14 protein-coding genes and 1 tRNA gene are annotated in these 20,814 nt (G+C 34.3%); 9 read left to right on the top strand and 6 right to left on the bottom strand.

Annotated features, from left to right (window positions below; genetic code table 11):
- Window positions 1–63 precede the first annotated feature (63 nt).
- On the top strand, window positions 64–708 hold the full coding sequence (locus Bra60_RS03395; protein WP_078688615.1) for a hypothetical protein: 645 nt from the start codon (window positions 64–66) through the stop codon (window positions 706–708).
- A 404-nt stretch (window positions 709–1,112) separates the two neighbouring features.
- Entirely contained in the window at window positions 1,113–2,864 is a 1,752-nt protein-coding gene (locus Bra60_RS03390) for a BID domain-containing T4SS effector (protein WP_153300961.1), read from the top strand.
- Between the two features lie 424 nt (window positions 2,865–3,288).
- Here the strand turns inward: Bra60_RS03390 and Bra60_RS03385 are convergent.
- Window positions 3,289–3,363, bottom strand: a tRNA-Glu gene (locus Bra60_RS03385).
- 731 nt (window positions 3,364–4,094) lie between these two features.
- Here Bra60_RS03385 and glpX point away from each other — a divergent pair.
- Window positions 4,095–5,084, top strand: coding sequence for a class II fructose-bisphosphatase (glpX, locus tag Bra60_RS03380; RefSeq protein WP_078688614.1), 990 nt, complete (start codon window positions 4,095–4,097; stop codon window positions 5,082–5,084).
- 98 nt (window positions 5,085–5,182) lie between these two features.
- On the opposite strand, the gene Bra60_RS03375 is transcribed toward glpX, so the two are convergent.
- A complete protein-coding gene (locus Bra60_RS03375; RefSeq protein WP_078688613.1) occupies window positions 5,183–6,289 on the bottom strand; it encodes a branched-chain amino acid aminotransferase in 1,107 nt (368 codons plus the stop codon).
- Between the two features lie 273 nt (window positions 6,290–6,562).
- Here Bra60_RS03375 and Bra60_RS03370 point away from each other — a divergent pair, with 273 nt between their 5' ends.
- On the top strand, window positions 6,563–6,814 hold the full coding sequence (locus tag Bra60_RS03370) for a hypothetical protein (RefSeq protein WP_078688612.1): 252 nt from the start codon (window positions 6,563–6,565) through the stop codon (window positions 6,812–6,814).
- A gap of 180 nt (window positions 6,815–6,994) precedes the next feature.
- Here Bra60_RS03370 and Bra60_RS03365 read toward each other — a convergent pair whose 3' ends face one another.
- The 3 genes from Bra60_RS03365 to Bra60_RS03355 all read right to left on the bottom strand — a co-directional run bounded on the left by Bra60_RS03365 (window position 6,995) and on the right by Bra60_RS03355 (window position 12,704).
- Window positions 6,995–9,538, bottom strand: a complete 2,544-nt coding sequence (locus tag Bra60_RS03365) for an SPOR domain-containing protein (RefSeq protein WP_078698071.1) — start codon at window positions 9,536–9,538, stop codon at window positions 6,995–6,997.
- Window positions 9,539–9,705: 167 nt separating this feature from the next.
- Window positions 9,706–11,472: an arginine--tRNA ligase gene (argS, locus tag Bra60_RS03360; protein WP_078688610.1), complete on the bottom strand. Its 1,767-nt coding sequence runs from the start codon at window positions 11,470–11,472 to the stop codon at window positions 9,706–9,708.
- A gap of 2 nt (window positions 11,473–11,474) precedes the next feature.
- On the bottom strand, window positions 11,475–12,704 hold the full coding sequence (locus tag Bra60_RS03355) for a deoxyguanosinetriphosphate triphosphohydrolase (protein ID WP_078692369.1): 1,230 nt from the start codon (window positions 12,702–12,704) through the stop codon (window positions 11,475–11,477).
- A gap of 116 nt (window positions 12,705–12,820) precedes the next feature.
- Here Bra60_RS03355 and Bra60_RS03350 point away from each other — a divergent pair, with 116 nt between their 5' ends.
- The 5 genes from Bra60_RS03350 to glmS all read left to right on the top strand — a co-directional run bounded on the left by Bra60_RS03350 (window position 12,821) and on the right by glmS (window position 18,370).
- Window positions 12,821–13,144 (top strand): HesB/IscA family protein, encoded by a 324-nt coding sequence (locus Bra60_RS03350; RefSeq protein WP_078688608.1) that lies wholly within the window; start codon window positions 12,821–12,823, stop codon window positions 13,142–13,144.
- Between the two features lie 117 nt (window positions 13,145–13,261).
- Window positions 13,262–14,167, top strand: a complete 906-nt coding sequence (locus tag Bra60_RS03345; protein WP_371326049.1) for a hypothetical protein — start codon at window positions 13,262–13,264, stop codon at window positions 14,165–14,167.
- Window positions 14,168–14,217: 50 nt separating this feature from the next.
- Window positions 14,218–15,006, top strand: a complete 789-nt coding sequence (locus Bra60_RS03340; RefSeq protein ID WP_078688606.1) for a cytochrome c biogenesis CcdA family protein — start codon at window positions 14,218–14,220, stop codon at window positions 15,004–15,006.
- A gap of 14 nt (window positions 15,007–15,020) precedes the next feature.
- Complete coding sequence (glmU, locus tag Bra60_RS03335; protein WP_078688605.1) at window positions 15,021–16,370, top strand: bifunctional UDP-N-acetylglucosamine diphosphorylase/glucosamine-1-phosphate N-acetyltransferase GlmU; 1,350 nt, start codon at window positions 15,021–15,023, stop codon at window positions 16,368–16,370.
- A gap of 179 nt (window positions 16,371–16,549) precedes the next feature.
- A complete protein-coding gene (glmS, locus tag Bra60_RS03330; protein WP_078688604.1) occupies window positions 16,550–18,370 on the top strand; it encodes a glutamine--fructose-6-phosphate transaminase (isomerizing) in 1,821 nt (606 codons plus the stop codon).
- Between the two features lie 239 nt (window positions 18,371–18,609).
- On the opposite strand, the gene recG is transcribed toward glmS, so the two are convergent.
- Window positions 18,610–20,715 carry an ATP-dependent DNA helicase RecG gene (gene recG, locus Bra60_RS03325; RefSeq protein WP_078698070.1) on the bottom strand — a complete coding sequence of 702 codons (2,106 nt, stop codon included), beginning with the start codon at window positions 20,713–20,715 and terminating at the stop codon, window positions 18,610–18,612.
- Between the last annotated feature and the right edge of the window lie 99 nt (window positions 20,716–20,814).

The following is a 20,814-nucleotide window of genomic DNA, read 5'->3' as shown; positions in this document are numbered from 1 at the left end:
TTTGTGTTATATCAATTACAGTATAGGGTATTATTGGGGTGTATCATTTAAATGGGGGAAATAATGGTTTCTATTAACTCGTTTCAAGTAAATCCAGGAATTGATAGCTACCAAAAACATAGCTCACATAAAGAGCAGAATTTAAGTCAGATACTTCAGGATACTATTCAGGTGCCATCTGCGCATATCAGTAATAAAAATATTATTCCTTCAGTTTTTCATGATACATTATCACGTCTTCAAGAGTTGCCCGATAATTCTAATAATAAAATTCAATTTACAGAAATCTTACCTTCTTTAATTAATAGTACTTATTCTCTTTCTTTATGGAACACTTTTGAAGTTGATGTATCACAATTTCAAGATTATGATGGCGTTCCAAATGGTCGTTTTCAGGTTTATGTTCCTTTAATAATGGACAGTAATCAATTGAAAAATCTGGTGCATTCTTTAGCAAGAGAAGGGAAATTACTTGGGGCACCACAAGCTTTATTTACAGCTTTAGAACACGATACTGCTAGAATATATAATCAATCAGATATAGAAAATCTTATTGGAAAGTCAGTCAATTGGAAACAAGGTAATGTGTTTGGTACAATGTGGGATCGCCGTATGATTGATGATCAGTTAATCCAACAGTTTCAACAGGAAGGTAAGCAAATATTTACAGGCTCTATAGGATCTCTTCGTTTTTCTATTATTTATTGAATATCACCATTAAGCTATATAGTTCTAAGAATATTGGCTTGTTTGCGTTAATTGGCTTGTTTGCATTAATAAGTACAAAGATTTATTTTATTACATGATAAAAATTCACAAGATTATTTAGAGATTACATTGGCCAAATAAAAAAATGATAAAATCAATACTTCACTTTCTTATCAAGGTGAGGGGTTTTATATTGTTGGTTTTGTTTACGTTTTTTCACTATTCTTCCCCTTTTTGTGGCTTTTTATCGTTTAATTTTTATTCCAACATTTTTATAGAAATAATAAAAAACATATTGACAATAAGTTAAATGATATTTGAAACACTCTGTATTTATTACTGTAAATAATAATCGTTAAGTTTTAAAAAAGCTGAAAGGTGTGCGCTGATCGTTTAAGGTGTGCATGGAAAAATCTCCTAGTTCTAAAGCTTTTACATCACAGAAGTACGAAAACGGAGTGATTAGTATAGACAATAAATCGAGTACAGAGTCGATAGATATTTCTCAAGAGGAACTACGAAAGTCTGTAGAGATGTCTATCAACGTATATATGATTAATGGGCTTTACATTCTTCCTGAGGAGTTTGCCTTTATAAAGAGGTATGTGATTGCAGCTGATAGTTTTTTACGCGATGATCTCTCATTTAGTGATTTTTCACTTAAAGATTTTTTACTTAGAGATTATTTGTTATTCAGAGATCTTACACGGAAGAAATTTAATATTCCGGTGGATAAGGTTTTGCTAAATGGCTATGTCTATGCTAATAGTTTAACGTTGAAAAATAAATATGAATTGCAGGGCATAGAGTTTCAAAATATGTGTGCCTATGATGTATCAGAAGCAGAGTATAGGCTTAAAAAAGAACCGCTACCAGAAAAGTTTGATTCATCTTATCTAAAATATCTTCATAAATGTTTGTTTGAGAAAACGTTCGAAAGGGCTAGGCATATCTGTGATATTCCATTTACATTTTTAGATGGCACAGTTACCACGGTGCCAGTCAATAATAAAATTAAAGACGGTTTAGAGAGAATCGATCAAATACTAGCCGAAAAGAATAATTTGAAAGGTTTATCACATAAAGAGTTTGTTTATGAAGCATCGATGATATTTGCTTTGTTTAGTAATTTAAGACCTTTTGCAGTTGGAAATGGATGCGCACAACGGATATTTATGGAACAAATAGCCGAAGCAGCAGGGTATAGGCTTGACTTCTCGGTTGTAACAGAACAACGCATGCGATCTGCTAATAATGCTGCGTTACCACGTGGTGGCAGAGCTGTAGGCAATATCACTCCTATGTGTCATCTATTTGAAGATATCTCCAATCCAGAAAAAGTGGATGTTTTAAGAGAATTCTTCATGAATGTCATAAGGAATGCGGGATCTTTTGATGAGTATGCAAAGGTGACAAATAGGGTTGTTGTAGTGCCAAATGAAGGTTCTACCTATACGGGTATTTGTAAAGGTTATAGCCTAGATTCCATCATGCTCATGATAAATAATAAGTATGTTATATGCAAAAAAGATTATTTTGCACCAGAAACATTAACAGCATTACGGCTTGGTGACAAACTTACTTTTAGAGCTTCTGTGCCAGAAAACTTTGAGAATATTCTTATTCCAGAAGAAAAAGTAGCTCCTTTGACGGAAAAAGAAATTGTTGCAAGAATTGCAGGTGATATTTTCGTTCAAAAGAGTCGACAAAAAATCAAAACTTTATCAAAATCTGTCTATAAAAGCTCGAAAATATTGGATGCTGATATCAATCTTGTTAATATAGATTCAGGTTTCGGTGAACAGTATATCAGACAGAATATGAGTCTTTTTAAATATATGTCTAAATTGGCAGGTACGGAAATATTGGGCATTGACAGTCCACGGCGCAAACAAGCTAAGAAAGATTACTTTAATCTCACTCAGGAATTTGATAATTATATAAGTATTGTAGTCTCTCGTAGAGAGCACATTCTTCAAGAGCACCAAGAAAAACAAGAACGTTGTCAGCAAGCGATAAAAATGCCTAGTCAAGCAGTGCAAAATATCCTTTCTATGTCTGAAGAAGATCAGATCAAAGCTTTAAATGCCAATCCCTCACTTTGCGGAGAAATTACAGGTCTTGTGGATAAAGTCAAAGATCGTCTTACATTTTAGGAGTATCAAACCCTTGATGATAGAGATTATGAGAAGCTCGCTGAAAGTGTCGGTATATCATTCAGTAGAGCACAGAAAGTCACAGAAATTATTAAGAAAGCTCAAAAAGTATGTCAGCTAACTAGAAGCAGAGCTCATGAATCGAAAAAAATGGAGCATAATCTATTACAAATATAAGATTTACATTTTTTATTTTTTTATATTCATGGGGGCAAAGCATTTGTGTAAAGTTTGTATTTATCTCGATTGTAATAATCTGAGGTACCATAATTTTTTGTTCAGCCAGTATTGGATTTATCAAAACAAAAAATAGCTCGGAAAGAACTTTCAATTTATAATGAGCTAAAAAGGAAAATATAAGCTCCTACTTCTTCATCTTTTAAAAAGATTAATAAAACAAACAGATTATGTGAAGGAAAGAAACTGGTACGCCCAAGGGGAATCGAACCCCTGTTTCCGCCGTGAAAGGGCGATGTCCTAACCGCTAGACGATGGGCGCAGACCAATGATGAGGCTTATAGAGAGGATCTTTTTACTTCGCAAGTCCTATAAGTGATTTTTTTTAAAAAAAATGCATTTTATTGAATTATTTTTTTGAGATATGCCTAGGAGATTATATAATCCAGGCTTATTTTACAAGATTTTAAATGATACAATATCTGATAACAATCGGTAATACATTTTAGTATACAACAATAGTAATACTTTTATTTTTTCTAATAAAAAAACAGATGAAGATGATCAAGTTAGGGATTTTATAATGTAATATACTTTTGAGTATTATTTTATTCGTTATTGTAGATTGATTCATAAAAAAGCATTACTAACATAAAAAGTCATTTCAAGAAGATCTGCATCTGCATTTTTTAATAAAAATGAAAATTGTTTATAGAACAATTGACTGAAGTATGGCGATTATATGTTTACTGATCCATTAATAAAACAATCACAAGCTACTGTTTATATAATGTAAATAAGCTGGAAGAAAATACGCATCGCGAAGCTGAAAATAATGTATATAAAGTGAAAAGAGTTCATTAAAGCAGATAAATATTTACAAGCTACAATCCTATATAAAGATTCCCAGGTTAGTTAATGAGTACTAAGAGGAATTAGATTATAGTTTTTTTCTTGTGAAAATCTTTCATCTTTGCAAAAGCTGTATTCTTGATATTTAAGAATAAAATGCTAATGTCGTTTTGTGAATACTAATTCAATAGGATTTTTTATATGACCCAATCAACTCAAAAGATCTTAAATGGACTCGATCGTATTTTAACCCTTGAATTAGTACGTGTGACTGAGTATGCCGCTGTTGCAGCTGCGCGTTGGCGAGGACGTGGTGATGAAAAAGCGGCCGATCAAGCTGCTGTGGATGCGATGCGTCGAGAACTTAATTGTTTACCTATTGATGGCATGGTTGTAATTGGTGAGGGAGAGCGTGATGAAGCTCCTATGCTTTATATTGGAGAAAAAGTAGGACTTCAAAATGGAGTAGCTGTTGACATCGCTCTTGATCCACTTGAGGGAACAACTATTTGTGCAAAAAATCTTGCTAATTCACTTGCTGTGATTGCAATTGCCCAAAAAGGGAATTTACTTTATGCTCCTGATGTTTATATGGAAAAGATAGCTATCGGTCCTGGTTATCCAAAGGGAGTGGTTGATATAGATGCGAATCCTGCCGATAATATTCATGCTCTTGCAAAAGCCAAAGGAATAGATGTTAATCAAATTACTGTCTGCATTATGGATCGGCCTCGTCATGCAGAATTGATTAATAAAGTGCGTATGACTGGTGCAGCAATTCGTTTAATTAGTGATGGAGATGTTGCTGCTGTTATTCATACAACTGATTCAGAGGCAACAGGTATTGATATTTATATGGGTATTGGTGGAGCACCAGAAGGTGTATTAGCTGCGGCAGCTTTACGTTGTACTGGTGGACAAATGCAAGGACGTTTACAATTTAATACAGAAGAACAAATTGCTCGTGCTGCCAAGATGGGGATTAAGAATCCTAATAAGGTTTATACAATGGAAGAAATGGCTAAGGGTGATGTTTTATTTGCAGCAACAGGTGTAACTGATGGTAATATGTTGTCTGGTGTTAAATTTACTCGTGATTATATTCAAACAGATAGTCTTGTAATGCGTTCACATACTGGTACAATTCGAAATATTAGAACACAACATAGAAATCAGTTGAAATTTGGCTGATGATTTTTAGCTGATATTGCATAAAAATAAGGACGCATTAATTAGAGAAATATATCTTTATAAATTTTTGAAGATATTTTTGTTTTTTATTATAGATACTATGATAATTGCACAGAGCGTACCCAGCCGTTTTTATCTTCTATATTTCCTTTTTGTATATCGATAAGTTGTGCGCGAAGTTCTTCTGTAATCTCACCATATACTTCATTTCCGATGATACATTCTCCACCTTTATATTTAATACGTCCGATTGCTGTTATAACAGCAGCTGTGCCACATGCAAAAGCTTCTTTAAGGTGACCATTTTGCACATCTTCTTTCAGTGAATCAAAAGAATAAGGGCGTTCTTCTATTGTTAAACCCATTTGTTGTGCTAACTTCAAAATTGAATGACGCGTTATTCCTGCTAGAATAGTACCGTTGAGTGCAGGTGTTACAAGTATATTATTAGCCATAATAAAGCAAATATTCATTCCACCAAGTTCTTCAATCCATTTTCGTTCAACCATATCAAGAAAAAGTACCTGACTACAATTATTTTGAGTTGCATTGTTTTGTGCGATTAAGCTTGCTGCATAGTTTCCGCCACATTTAGCAGTTCCTGTACCACCAGGGCCAGCACGGCTGTAGTCTGTTTCGAGCCATACGCTAATAGTTGTTTTTTGTCCTGTAAAATATGATTCAGCTGGAGATGCTATGACACAAAAGATATATTCTAGAGAAGGATGAACTTTCAATAGGCTGTCGTTGCCAAACATAAAAGGGCGTAAATAGAGGCTAGCATTTGGATGATTAGAAACCCATTTTTGATCAATTTTTACTAATTGGTTCACTGCATCCAAAAAGATATCCTTTGGTAATTCAGGCATAGCTAATCGTTTTGCTGATTCCATAAAACGTTGTGCATTAGCCTCAGGGCGAAATAGTAAAATACGTCCATCCTTTGCTCGATATGCTTTTAAGCCTTCAAAGATTCCCTGCGCATAATGCAAAATGACACTTGATGGACTAATTTCTAAAGGTTTGTATTGAGAAATAATAGCATCATGCCAACCTTTATCTTTAGTCCATTTAATAAGAGCCATATGGTCTGTAAAAAATTGACCAAAACCAGGGCTTTTCAGAATTTCTTCACGCTTTTTATCTGATAAAGGTGAAGGATGTTTATCTATTTTAAACAAAAATGATGATTTAGGAGAATTCATAAGTTAAACTTTCTGAAACAAAATTTTATTTCTATATCTTTTGGCAAGATAATAAAAAGTTTCTATAATAATATTATTATTGGCAATTTTCTTATGTCAATATTTTCATCATATAATATAGACTCTAGCAACTATTAATAGATATTCTATTATTAGAATTTTGATTATAATTCGTATCAAGGAGTTTGGAACTTTTATATATACACAGCGTTTTTCGAGATACTGTAAATGTTTTTATCATTGAATTATGATTAACAAGTAAAGGAATTCGCTATGATTGAAAAAAAATATCCAATATATGATCAGCAGAAAGCTGTAGAAAAAAGAAACTGTAAATGGTCTAATTCAATTGGTAAAAGTATTTTTACTATTATTCTTTCTCTTCTCTTTATTTGGCTTATTGTCGCTTTTTTAGGGTCTTTTTGGAATAAATCATCAGAAAATATCCCTAACAGGAATAAGACAGGAGTAAATCAGACAACAACGAATCCAACACAAAATTCAATAGTGCCTCCGATACCTTAAAAAGAACGATACTTTATCATTTTATAAAGTAGATTCTGTATAGATAAAAAATGAGATTGACACAAATAAAGAAAATGAAGCATCCTAAAGAATAATTTTGATATTAACTATAACATCTAGAGAAAGAGAAGAGAACGAATAAAATAGAATGACAGTTGTTTAGGCTGTCATTACATTTGTTTAGTTTGTGATAAAACAGCTTCCCCCAGATTGTTTGATATTTTCACAAAGGCTTACAGCTTCATTACGGTTTTGTGTTTGAATTCGAACACGGTAGTAGGTACCTTTCCCTGATATGAGGGCAGATTGAATATTTAATGGCCGAGAACCAATAATAGATCCAAATTTAGATTTTATTTTTCTCAAAGAATTTTGTGCTAATTCAGGAGTGGGTTGGGATGAAAGTTGCACATAATATTTTTCACCATTTTGTACTGCTGTTTGTCCTGAAGAATTTGAATGAGCGGAAGTTGGCATTGGAATCTTTGAATTCAATTGGGCAGGTGAAGGAATTGGTATAAGTGAATTTCGAGTTTTTTCTTGAATAGTAGAGATAGCATTACTCTCTGTGATAATGTGGTCAATATCAGTTGTAGGAGTATGTTGCGTTTTTTCTTGATTGTTTTCATTGTTCTTTACATCAGGTAATTGTGAAGAAACAGATGATTGTTTTTGAGATTGTTCAGATACAGTTTTTTTAGTCACTTCAGATTGAGCAAAAGGCTCTTCATTTTTGTAGTGAACTGGATTTACTACAATTGTACCATCTGGTTTTACAACAACAGTTTTAACTTCATGTGTCGGAACAGTATGATTAAGCGCTGCAGTAATTGCATCTTCAACATAAGCTTCATTAAGGGGAGAAGTTGTAGGATTTTCAGGTTCTTTCTTATTTAACGCTGTTAAATCTTCTGATGGTGCTTCATTAAGAGAAGAAGCTATAGGATTTTCGGATCCTTTCTTGTTTAACACTGTTAAATCTTCAGGTGCTTCAGAATTATCAAAAAGAAATTGCTGCGCATTTTCTTGCTTCTCATTTTTTTCGGTTATCTGTTTGTAAAGATCTAAATTCTGCGTAATATTACTTTCAGATTCGGTTATTTCTGGTTTGACTTTAAAAGGCGTATTATCAGCACGAATAATATTTGGACTTTCATTCGTGTCTGATAACATAAAAAAGTGAACATAACTGACAAGACCAATTGCAGCCAAAATAAGAAAAGCAAGACTTTTAGAGAGAATTCCTACAATAGAAAAACTTTTTGGGGAAGAATTTTCTAATGTATTAGCAGGTATCTCATTTGCATATCCATATTGTGAATCTTCAGGAAAAGAAGAGTAATAATGTTTCCCATTCTCAGGAGAAGAATAGTTGGTATTTGGTTCTTGAGTATTTATATGTAAATTCGCTGTTAGATTTTTTTTAGCAGGATAAAAAACTTCACTTTGCTGTTTTTGAGAAAAATTTTTGGTTATAGTGCTACCTACGCCGAATACATCAGTAAATTCTTTTTCTAAATCATCATTAGATACATCGTATTTTGGTTCTTCATATGAAACTTCTGAGACCATAATTGGTTCAGTCTGTTCTACTATTTCCTCTGCAAATTTATAGGTATCAACATTAGGAGGAGAATTATCGCTATGCGAAGAGCTTTCTATAGGAAAACTATTAGTTTGTGCAATATTAAAAGTCTTTAATGAGGATTGTGTATAATTTAAATTGTTTTGGTTATATTGCTCTCTTTGTTCATTATTTTGAGAGTTATTTTTAATACTATGATTATCATTTTTAATATATTGAATTTGAGCATTATTATATAATGAATATTTTGTTTCATTATCTTCTTTTAAAGGTTCTGTTTCATTATGATTAATGATATGCTGTTCTTGTGAAAAGTCTTCTAAACTAACGGATTTATCAGTGGGTGACGAATCCATCATAGATGAAACATTCGTTGATTTATCCATTGTAGCGCCGTTTATATTTGAAACTGTATTAACAGATGAAGAAAATATACGCGTATCCGTGGAGGAAATTGGTATATTAACTTGACGATCTTCAACAAAATTTTGTTGAGTAGTTGGTCTTTCATATGAGTAATTTACAGATGTATTGTAAGTATTTTTCTGATAAGCATACTTTGGCTTGACACTATAAATATCTGACTGTTGGTCTTGCATTTGTAAAGGAGTCTTAGCCTCTTTATAAAGAGCTGCATTAGAAGATATATATCTACTTTGTGTACTCACTTCATCAGGAAAAGAATTTTGTATTTGTGCATTGAAATTATTGGTTTCAAAAGAGGAGTTAATATTGACAGTCTCTGAGGTGTTTTGTGTTGTCTGAGAGCTTGGGATAGGTAATGGAGAAAGTGTATTTAAAATTTGTTCTTCATTATGAGGAGAATATTCGGCTACATTCCTATAGCTTTGGTTGTCGGTATTTAATTGTGGAGCCCATTGTTCATTGTCATCAAATGGTAATTCGCCAGCTAAATTATTTTCAGTAATTTCTTCCAGAAAAGGCAAATCAAATGAAGAAGAGTCTCCAGAATTTTCAGATTCCAAATGTTCCGATTTTAATGAAGAATCAGGATTCTGAGCATTCTTTTTTTTATTTTCTAAATTTGAATTGAAAATCTGCGTAAGCCTTTCCACCGGATCATAATGCTCATGATCTTGTTTCATTTCCTCTGGATTTTTGCGATCATTATCGCTCATAGGTTTTCTCGCATGAAAATCTGCATTTTTTTATGTACAACTATTAATTCCATTCCATTGTATATTAAACTAATTTACTGTATATTAAATTTAAGTTTTTACCAATTAAAGAATATACAAAAAATATTCTAAATCAAATGCTCATTTTATATATTTATAGAACTTTTTCAACGCATTTCTGTTAGTGCTTTTACTCCAATAATTGTGAACCCTGATGATAAAATATTAATAATAGCTTGAATTAATCCAAGTCTGGCTAGTGATAATTCTTTATTATCAGGTTTAATAAAACGTAAATTAGGATTGTCATTGCCCTTATTCCAATGTCCATGGAAGTTTGATGCAAGGTCATAAAGATAAAACGCTAATCGATGTGGTTCTTTGTAAATGACGGCTTGTTCAATGATCCGTGGATATTCGGTGAGTTTGCGTATTAACAATATTTCATTCTCATCGACTAATTGGTCAAGATGCGCAATCATTGTACTATTTGAAGGATTTTCAGTACGGAAGACTTCTTGCGCTTGACGAAAGACTGAATGACAACGTGCATGTGCATATTGTACATAAAAAACCGGGTTATCTTTCGATTGTTCTGTTACTTTTGCGAAATCAAAATCAAGAGGTGCTTCGCATTTACGATAAAGCATCATAAAACGAACTGGGTCACGGCCAACTTCTTCTACAACATCACGAAGAGTAACAAAGGATCCAGCTCTTTTGGACATGCGTACGGGTTGACCATCGCGAAAAAGTTTCACTAACTGACACAAGAGAACAGTTAGTTTGGCTTTATTTCCAGAAATTGCTTTTGCTACAGCTTCTAATCGCTTTACATAACCAGTGTGATCAGCGCCTAGAATGTAAATCATTTCATCAAAGTGGCGATTAAATTTATCACGAAAATAAGCAACGTCAGCTGCAAAATAAGTATAAGAATTATCTGATTTAATTAGAGCACGATCTTGGTCGTCACCAATGTCAGTTGAACGAAATAAGGTCTGTTCGCGTGGTTCCCAATCCTCTACGTTTTTCCCTTTTGGTGGTGGCAGTATACCCTTATAGATATAACCACTTAAAGTAAGATCAGTAATAGTACTACGGATGGCTTGTGCGTTATTTTCGTAAAGCGTGCGTTCCGAAAAAAAGACATCATGATAAATATTAAGAGCGGCTAGATCTTTGCGAATCATTGCCATCATTGCATCAATTGCGTGTTCCTGTATTGTAGATAAAGCTTCTTCTTGATCTATAATTAATAATTTGTCACCAAATTTTTTGGCAAGAGATTGCCCCAATGGTATGAGATATTCACCTGGATAAAGCCCTTCTGGAATTTCACTGATTGTTTGTCCAAGTGCTTCACGATAACGCAACATTACAGAACGGGCGAGTACTTTTATTTGTTCACCAGCATCATTGATGTAATATTCTTTAGTAACTTCATAACCAGCAAACTGAAGCAAATTAGCAAGAACATCTCCAATAACAGCACCCCGGCAATGCCCAACATGCATAGGCCCGGTTGGATTTGCAGAAACATATTCGATATTGATTTTTTTTCCTTGTCCTATTTCAATTTGACCATAGGATATTCCTTTTTCAATCATTAACTTTAAGGCATTTTGCCAAAATGATTGTTTAAATTTTATATTAATAAATCCAGGGCCGGCTATATCGATGTAATCAATGTCGCTAACAGATTGATCACTATTGAGGAGCTTTATAATTTTTTCAGCAAGAGCACGTGGATTTAGTCCAACAGATTTAGCAAGTACCATAGCAGCATTTGTTGATAAATCGCCATGTAAAGCATCACGTGGAGGGTCAGCAACGATTTTTGATAAATCTAAGATTTCACCATTTTTTCCTTTTATATCAGATAATTCGATTAATTTTTTAATTTTATTTTCGAAATTCTTAAAAACATTCATGTTCAAATTCCATGTTGTATTCGAAATAGTGAATCGAAATCATCTGTATGCTTAAATAACCGATGGTATTCACGCAAAGCATAATGATCGGTCATACCTGATAAAAAATCAGCAATAAGCCGCGCTAACTCTTGATCGGTTAAATTAGTTATTTTAATGTACCAATTTTCAGGCAATAAGTTTGGATTTTCATAATAACAGTTGAATAATTTTTGTACAATAGATTTCGCTATGTTGCGACGTACAAGAACTTTATTGTGATAATAAAGATTTTGAAAGAGAAAATCCTTTAATTGCTTTTCTTGAGTAGCCATTCTTGGAGAAAAGGTAATAATAGTTTGTTTCGCTTGATAAACATCATTTGTGCTCTTTGGTTTGATAAAAGATAAATTTCTTTGTGATTGTTCGATTACATCTTCAACCATGATTGTTATTTGTCGACGTACTAATTCATATCCGCGTCGAGTTTGGTCAAGTTTAGGATATTTTTTTTCGATATCTTTTAATAATGAAGCAGTCAAGGAAACTTGCTCGAACTGATCAATTGTTAAAAAGTGCGAACGTAGACCATCATCGATATCATGAGCGTTGTAAGCAATATCATCAGCAACTGCTGCGCATTGCGCTTCTAGTCCAGCATAGCAATTAAGCTCAAGATTGTGTTGTGCGTTATAGTGTAAAATATCGATAGAAACATTTTTATTGTTAGAATGAGGACCTAAAAGAGGACCATTATGTTTCACAAGTCCTTCAAGTGTTTCCCAGGTAAGGTTTAATCCGCCAAAATCTGCATAACGCTGTTCTAGTTTTGTAACAATCCGTAGTGTTTGTGCGTTATGATCAAAACCTCCATAAGGTGCCATTGCTTCATTCAGAGCATCTTCTCCTGCATGGCCAAAAGGTGTATGCCCAAAATCATGCACAAGGGCAATTGCTTCTGCGAGATCTTCATCAAGATTTAGTGCACGGGCTAATGTACGTGCAATTTGAGAAACTTCGATTGAATGGGTCAAACGTGTCCGATAATGATCACTTTCATCAGCAATAAAAACTTGAGTTTTATGCTTAAGACGTCGAAATGCATTGGAGTGAATAATACGATCACGATCACGTTGAAAAGGTGTACGTATCGTACTTTCTGCCTCATAAAATAGTCTGCCACGGCTTTTTTGAGGATTCGTGCTATATACCGCTCGAGATTGATAATTGTAATTGATATTGTTTATATCCATTGCAAGTTATCCGTTCTCACCTTAAATTTAGAATCATTTATTATTAACAAAATTCTATGTATTTTGGATACTCTTTCTTTACAATTGAGTTCACTAATTCAAGGATCTAGTAGCGTATGAGTGTAAATATTTCAGATATTGCTGCCAAACAAATTGCACAGATACTTGCAGAGCAACCTGGAAAAACAGCTTTACGTATTTCTGTTGAAGGGGGAGGATGTTCTGGCTTTTCTTATAAGTATGATTTGGTCTCTGAAAGTAAAGAAGATGATTTTGTTATTAAAAAAGATGGAGCGGTTGTATTTATTGATTCAATATCTTTTCCTTTCATGGAGGGAGCTGAAATTGATTTTGTCGATGATCTTATGGGGCAATCTTTTCAAATTCATAATCCTAACGCTGCTTCATCATGTGGTTGTGGTGTGAGCTTTTCAATTTAGAATAATTACTTTTCTATATTACTCCTTGAAAAGATTACCAATTTGATCAACAATGTGAAAATGGAAATTTTTATAAAAAAATCATACCAGATTTTGTGGTTGATAATAACATTTATCTTGTTGACTTGGAGTAATGTCACCTTTTCTGAAGAAGGAGAATTTCAAAGGAATCAAGGAAAAGAATTAGTTACTTCTATTATGGATTCTCATGATCATGAAGAGGGTGATTCATACTCGCAGCTTATATTACACGCTCAACTAACAAATAAGAGTGAAAATATTATGAGCGGATTAGTGTGGCGTGTTTATGCGCCTATTTTGGGAAGCGACAATAAATTGCCATTGGTTGCAACTTATGAAGGTGGTTCCGCACGTTTTGATTTAAAACCAGGGAGCTATCTTGTTCATGTTTCATTTGGTCATGCAAGTGTTGTGCAACGTGTAAGTTTAGAGAATAGACAACACCTTGTTAAAAATTTTAACCTTGATGCGGGTGGTATTATTTTAAATAGCACATTATTTAATGGCATAATCAATGAAAAAGAATTGCGTTTTACTATATATGAGGATGAAAGAGAAAATGATGATACGGGTGTAATCTTAGCAAATGTTAAACCACAATCGATGGTGCGTTTAAAAGCTGGTCATTATCGTGTTGTTTCTCATTATGGTTCAGTTAATGCCATTATACGTTCAGATATTCAGGTAGAAGCTGGTAAAATTACTGAAGTAACCCTTGAACATCAAGCTGCTCAAATTATTTTAAAGTTAGTACGTCAAGAGGGAGGAGAAGCGCTGGCAGATACAAGCTGGTCTATCACTAATGACTCTGGTGATATTATTTATGAAACAGTTGGTGCTTATGTTTTGCTTGTTTTAGTAGAAGGTGATTATATTGCTATTGCTAAAAATAAAGACAAAATTTATCGAAAGGTTTTTTCGGTAGTTTCTGGTCAAGATAAAGATGTAAATGTTATAGCAAATTCGCAAAATGTACAGCAATTTGATGAATCAATGGAGTGATTCATTATCTTGGATGTTAATTGTAATTGTTAAAGGGGATATTTAAAGTTTTGGTTATAGAATTTTCAACATTAAGTGTTTTTTTTGCTGGTGCATTATCTTTTTTATCACCATGTGTTTTGCCATTAGTTCCTCCTTATTTGTGCTATATGGCAGGTGTTAGCATTGACGATTTTCGATCAGAAAAACAAGATAGAAGAGCATCTGTACGCTTAGTACTTTTGTCTTCTGTTATTGCTTTTGTTTTTGGGTTTACAACTGTTTTTGTTCTCTTGGGTGCAAGTGCAAGTACACTTGGCAAATTCATCGGTTACTATCGTGATTGGTTTGCTATTGCATCTGGAATTATCATTATTATTTTTGGTTTAAATTTTTTAGGGCTTTTCAAGATTGGTTTATTATTGCGTGAAGCGCGCTTTCAAACACGAAAAACGCCTGCTGGACCTTTAGGAGCTTATATTATTGGGTTAGCTTTTGCATTTGGTTGGACACCATGTATTGGTCCAATTTTAGGGCCTATTATAACGCTTGCAGGAACGAAAGAAACCGTAAGTGAAGGCGCTATGCTTTTGGGTGTTTATGCATTGGGTCTTGGAGTACCTTTTCTGTTAGCAGCTTTGTTTTCAAGTAGCTTCATGGGATTTTTAGGGGCTTTTCGTGTTTATTTAGGAAAAGTTGAAAAAATTATAGGTATTTTTCTGATTATTACAGGTATTTTATTTTTGACAGGTTCTATGCAAAATTTATCTTTTTGGCTTTTAGAAAATTATCCTTCGTTAGGTAATATTGAAACGATTAGTTGGCATGATATTATAAATTTATTTGGATTTTTTCGTTAATTATATGTGCTTTTATGGTTAGAAGTTGTCTTTCTATTGTTCTCGCAGCAGGTGAAGGGACGCGTATGAAATCGTCTCTTCCTAAGGTCCTCCATAAAGTGGCTGGGTTACCACTTGTGTGTCACGTGATAAGACAAATAGAATTATTAAATTCTTCACAATTAGCAGTGGTTGTAGGGGTTGGTGTAGAAGATGTTACTAAAACTGTACAATCATTTGTAAAAAATGCGATGATTTTTGAGCAAAAAGAGCGACTAGGCACTGCTCATGCAGTTTTATCTGCACGAATTGCTTTGGAAAAAGAAGTGGATGATGTTCTCATTGTTTTTGGAGATACTCCTTTAATTGAGCAAAATACATTGGTCAAAATTCGTGAACAACTTTCTAAGGGAGCAGATGTTGTTGTCACTGGTTTTTATACTTCTAATCCAACAGGTTATGGTCGTCTTCTCAATAAAGATGGTAAGATTATTGCGATTGTAGAAGAACAAGATGCAAGCGATGAAGAGAAAAAAATCTCTTTTTGTAATGGTGGAATAATGGCCATTAAGGGAAAGTATGCTCTTTCTCTTCTAGATAAAGTTAATAATAACAATTTGAAAGGAGAATATTATCTAACAGATATTGTTTCTATTGCAGCTTGTGAGGGGTTAAACATTCAGGTTGTGGAAGTGCCTTTTGATAATGTTGTAGGAATTAATAATTGTTTTGAGCTTTTTGAGGTTGATGTTTTATGGCAAAAACGTAAAGCGCGCGATCTCATGTTATCTGGTGTTCGAATATTAAAGCCAGAAAGTGTTTATTTTTCTTATGATACAGAGGTTGAATCAGATGTTGTGATTGAACCAAATGTTTATTTCGGATCAGGAGTAAAAGTGCAATCTGGTGCAGTTATTCACGCATTTAGTTATCTAGAAGGTGTTGTGATTGGTATGGGTGCAGAGATTGGACCTTATGCGCGTTTGCGACTAGGAACAGAGTTAGAACGATCGGTTAAGATTGGAAATTTTTGTGAAATTAAGCAAGCAAAAATAGGAGAGTGTTCCAAGATTAACCATTTGAGTTATATCGGGGATGCAGAAATTGGGAAGCATACTAATATTGGAGCTGGTACAATTACTTGTAATTATGATGGTTTTAACAAACATAAAATTGTGATTGGAGACAATGCTTTTATTGGTTCTAATTCAGCACTTGTCTCTCCTTTGATCATAGGGGAAGGAGCCTATATCGCTTCAGGAAGTGTTATCACTGAAAATGTTCCCGCTGACAGTATGGCTTTGGGGCGTGCACGGCAGATTATAAAAGAGGATCGTGCAGAAAAATTACGTGAGCGTTTATCAGCAAATAAAAAAAAGAGTTAATTGTTTTTATTTATTTCTCAGTTTTAATAGTGATCTAATAATTATGGAGACACTTGTTCTTATTTATGACCATGCCATATCAATTTATATAATTTATAGGCTGTTTAGATTTAGAATGTAGATCGTTTGATTTTTTATAATGTTTATTATCAATTTGGGGTGTAAATTGGAGCTTTTTAATGTGTGGAATTATTGGAATTCTTGGAAATAAATCTGTTGCATCCCATTTGATTGATGGCTTGAAGCGTCTTGAGTATAGGGGATATGACTCATCTGGTTTAGCGACAGTGCATAATGGGCGTCTTCATCGTGTTCGAGCTGAAGGTAAATTAGTTCATTTAGAAGAAAAATTAGGAAAAAAACCTCTGGAAGGTAATTTAGGAATTGGTCATACTCGCTGGGCTACGCATGGGATTGCTGTAGAACGAAATGCTCATCCTCATATGACTGAGAGACTTGCAGTTGTTCATAATGGCATTATTGAAAATTTTGTAGAACTACAAAAGGAACTCGTTGAGGACGGTTATACCTTCGAAACAGAAACGGATACGGAGGTTATTGCTCATTTGATTACACGCGAATTGAAAAATGGTCTTTCTCCACAAGAAGCAACGTACACAGGCTGGAAAAAACTCCAGGGTGCTTTTGCTTTTTCTCTTATTTTTGAAGGTGAAGACAATCTTATGATTGCTGTTCGCTCTGGACCACCATTAGTGATTGGTTATGGTAAAGATGCGTTTTTTGTGGGGTCTGATGCGATTGCTTTAGCGCCATTTACAAATCGTATAAGCTATCTGGAAGATGGAGATTATGCAGTTATCAAACGTGAAGGAATAAAAATTTACAATACGGATAATCGGCAAGTAGAGCGCCCTATTACGACTTTATTTGAAGGGTCTTTGCTCGTTTCTAAAGGTCATCATCGTCATTTTATGCGTAAAGAAATGTTTGAACAGCCTGAAGTTATTTCATATAATTTGACGCACTATCTTGATTTTAGACAAGGTATTCTGCTTGAAAGTTTGATCGATTGGAGCAAGATTAATCGAGTATTATTCGCTAGTTGTGGGACAGCTTACTATTCAACTTTAGTTGCGCGTTACTGGTTTGAAAATTTTGCTGCTTTAAGTATCGATAATGATGTAGCTTCTGAATTCCGTTATCGTGAACCACCGATAACATCTGATGTGTTATCGGTATTTGTTTCCCAGTCTGGTGAAACGGCTGATACTTTAGCGTCTTTACGCTACTGCCGAAATCTTGGTGTAAAAACGGCAACAGTTGTGAATGTTATGCAATCAACGATGGCAAGAGAAGCTGATTTTGTTTTACCAACCTTCGCAGGACCAGAAATTGGTGTTGCTTCGACAAAAGCTTTTACTTGTCAATTATCCACTCTTGCTGCAATGGCACTTAGTGCAGCTAAACAGCGTGGATATCTTTCAAAAACAACAGAACAGCAATTGGTTCAGCAATTAGCAGAAGTTCCTAGGATTTTAAATGAAGTTTTAAAGCTGGATGAAAAAATTGAACAATTATGTCGTAGTTTAGTAAATGCAAAAGGTGTACTCTATCTTGGGCGAGGCACTTCTTATCCAATTGCTTTAGAGGGAGCGCTCAAACTGAAAGAACTTTCTTATATTCATGCTGAAGGTTATGCTGCTGGTGAATTAAAACATGGGCCGATTGCGCTGATTGATGAAAAAATACCAGTTATTGTTGTAGCCCCTTATGATAGATGGTTTGGAAAAACATTCTCTAATATGCAAGAGGTTGCTGCGCGTAATGGCCATATTATTTTGATAACGGATAAAAGAGGAGAAGCAGCAGCAACTCATTTTTCTTCCTTATCGACTATTATTTTACCAGATGTTCCAGAGTTTATTGCTCCTATTATTTATGCTTTGCCTGTTCAGTTAATTGCTTATCATACAGCTGTTTTGTTGGGAACAGATGTTGATCAACCACGTAATTTAGCAAAATCAGTGACCGTTGAGTAAAAAATGATTTATTTTTTAAGAATTATAGAAATGATAAATCAGTATCTGCAACTGATATATAAAAACATTTTATTTTATCAAAATGACTTTTAAATATATCATCAACAATGACCAGAGTGTTTTAATAAGCTTTTTGCTCTTTACAGGAGGATATGCTCTCTTTATGCTTATTGAAGTGGGTGAAAATCTTGTTCAACAGTTGATTTTTTGTTGGTTGTGTTGATAAAATTATTAAAAAACTAACCTGCACGTAATAGCTGAAGAGCATCATCGCGTCCAAAAAGATAAAGAAGTAAGCGCACAGCATATCCCTGTTCTGAAGAAAGATTAGGATCGCGTTGTAATAATAAATTCGCATTCTTTTTTGCTATAAGTAAAAGATTACGATGGACTGTAAGGTTTGCTATATAGAATTCAGGCATACCAGATTGTCGTGTCCCTAATAATTCGCCTTCACCTCGTAGACGCAAATCTTCTTCAGCAATTGTAAAACCATCTTCTGTATTTCGCATGATATTGAGACGTGCTTCAGCTGTTTTGGTGAGAGGGCCCTTATAGAGTAAAATACAGGAGGATTTTTTATTTCCTCGTCCAACACGTCCACGTAATTGGTGTAGTTGTGCAAGACCAAAATGCTCCGCATGCTCGATAACAATAATTGAAGCATCAGGAATATCAACTCCTACTTCAATGACTGTAGTTGCAACTAAAATGCATATATTAGCATTTTTAAAGGATGCCATTACGGTTTCTTTTTCATCAGTAGACATTTTTCCATGTATCATACCGACACGAGTTCCAAACCGTTTTTGTAAGCTCGCAAAGCGATTTTCAATAGAAGTAAGCTGAAGAGTTTTGGATTCTTCCACAAGAGGACAGATCCAATAAATTTTTTCTTCTTTTTGTACTGCAGTAGCAATTCGTTCTATAAGTTCATTTATCCGTTCTGAAGGAATTGTTGCAGTTGTGATAGGATTCCGCCCAATTGGTTTATCTGTAATTTTTGATGCGTCCATATCACCATAAGATGTTAGTATCAACGTACGTGGAATAGGAGTTGCTGTCATAACAAGCATGTCAGGCTTATTGCCTTTTGCAGTAAGGGTAAGACGTTGATGTACACCAAAACGATGTTGCTCATCAATAATAGCCAGAGCAAGGTTATTATAAGTGACATGCTCCTGTATCAAAGCATGGGTACCGATAATGATAGAAGCTTCTCCTGATAAAATAGTATCAAGAATTTTTGCGCGCACTTTTCCTTTTTCTCGCCCAGTTAATAGGGCTGTTTGTAAACCGATTTTTTCAGCAAGGGGAGCGATTGTAGCAAAATGTTGTCGAGCAAGAACTTCTGTTGGAACCATTAAGGCTGATTGCCCTGAATTTTCAGCAATTTGAGCTATCGCTATCAGTGCAACTACGGTTTTTCCTGTTCCCACATCACCTTGAAGAAGCCTTAACATGGGTTCAGGTGAAGCTAAATCATTTTCGATATCTTTAATTGCTTTTATTTGTCCATTTGTAAGCTGAAAGGGTAGGATTTCAAGTAGTTTTTTAGTATAAGCACCTGTAGGTGGGCGAGAAGTACCTGAAAGTGATTTAGTCTCTAGGCGTACAAGGCCAAGAGCTATTTGATTAGCAAAAAATTCATCATAAGCAAGACGCTTACGCGCTGTACTTTCTAGGGTAAGATCATCAGGATTGATAGGGTCGTGAATACGGCGTAAAGAAACAGCAAAAGAAGAAAAGTTATGCTCCTTTTTTATACTTTCTTCTATCCATTCTGGCAAAGAAGGAATAAAATCAAGGGCTTTTTTCGTTGCTCGTCTTAGTGTCTTTGTGGAAAGCCCTGCAGTAGAGGGATAAATCGGTTCAATAAATGGCATCTGATCGAGTTGTTCATAAAAAAGTATATGATCAGGGTGAATCATTGAAAGCTGCCCCTTAAACCGTTCTACTTTACCTGATACGATTACTTTTTTCCCTTTTGGCAATTGCTTCTCTAGCCAAGAGCGTTGGGCGTGAAAAAATATTAAATTTATTGTACCTGTTCGATCATAACCAATGACACGATAAGGTGCTCGACTGTGATTCGTTGGTGGTATATGTTGATCGATAATAATTTCAAGAGTAACAATATCTCCTTCTTGTGCGAAAGAAATATTGGGTTGTTTTCTGCGGTCTATAACAGAATGAGGCATCAATCGAAGAAGATCAATAAGAGTAGGTTCGCGTTGCACAAGATTAATATTTAAAACTTTAGCAAATAAAGAACATATTTTTGTATTAACTCCAGCGAGGGTGTTAATAGAGGTAAAAAGGGGATTCAGAAGGCTTGGACGCATACGAAAATTTAGCTCTCTTTGTTTTTTTCTAGTATTTAGAAAGAACTTTTTGAAGATAAATCACTCAGTATATAAAAATAGTTGCATTATTGTTTTCTT

Source organism: Bartonella sp. Raccoon60 (assembly GCF_002022585.1).
Classification (GTDB): Bacteria; Pseudomonadota; Alphaproteobacteria; order Rhizobiales; family Rhizobiaceae; genus Bartonella; species Bartonella rochalimae.
Note: the sequence above shows the minus strand (reverse complement) of the source record. Positions and strands in the feature narration are given on the sequence as shown.

Excerpts from the sequence above, each read along its gene's own strand:
- Bra60_RS03350 (WP_078688608.1), top strand. The coding sequence starts at position 12,821 with ATGAGTGTAAATATTTCAGATATTGCTGCCAAACAAATTGCACAGATA.
- glmU (WP_078688605.1), top strand. The coding sequence starts at position 15,021 with ATGGTTAGAAGTTGTCTTTCTATTGTTCTCGCAGCAGGTGAAGGGACG.
- glpX (WP_078688614.1), top strand. The coding sequence starts at position 4,095 with ATGACCCAATCAACTCAAAAGATCTTAAATGGACTCGATCGTATTTTA.
- Bra60_RS03365 (WP_078698071.1), bottom strand. The coding sequence starts at position 9,538 with ATGAGCGATAATGATCGCAAAAATCCAGAGGAAATGAAACAAGATCAT.
- Bra60_RS03395 (WP_078688615.1), top strand. The coding sequence starts at position 64 with ATGGTTTCTATTAACTCGTTTCAAGTAAATCCAGGAATTGATAGCTAC.
- Bra60_RS03375 (WP_078688613.1), bottom strand. The coding sequence starts at position 6,289 with ATGAATTCTCCTAAATCATCATTTTTGTTTAAAATAGATAAACATCCT.
- argS (WP_078688610.1), bottom strand. The coding sequence starts at position 11,472 with ATGAATGTTTTTAAGAATTTCGAAAATAAAATTAAAAAATTAATCGAA.
- recG (WP_078698070.1), bottom strand. The coding sequence starts at position 20,715 with ATGCGTCCAAGCCTTCTGAATCCCCTTTTTACCTCTATTAACACCCTC.
- Bra60_RS03355 (WP_078692369.1), bottom strand. The coding sequence starts at position 12,704 with ATGGATATAAACAATATCAATTACAATTATCAATCTCGAGCGGTATAT.
- glmS (WP_078688604.1), top strand. The coding sequence starts at position 16,550 with ATGTGTGGAATTATTGGAATTCTTGGAAATAAATCTGTTGCATCCCAT.
- Bra60_RS03390 (WP_153300961.1), top strand. The coding sequence starts at position 1,113 with ATGGAAAAATCTCCTAGTTCTAAAGCTTTTACATCACAGAAGTACGAA.
- Bra60_RS03370 (WP_078688612.1), top strand. The coding sequence starts at position 6,563 with ATGATTGAAAAAAAATATCCAATATATGATCAGCAGAAAGCTGTAGAA.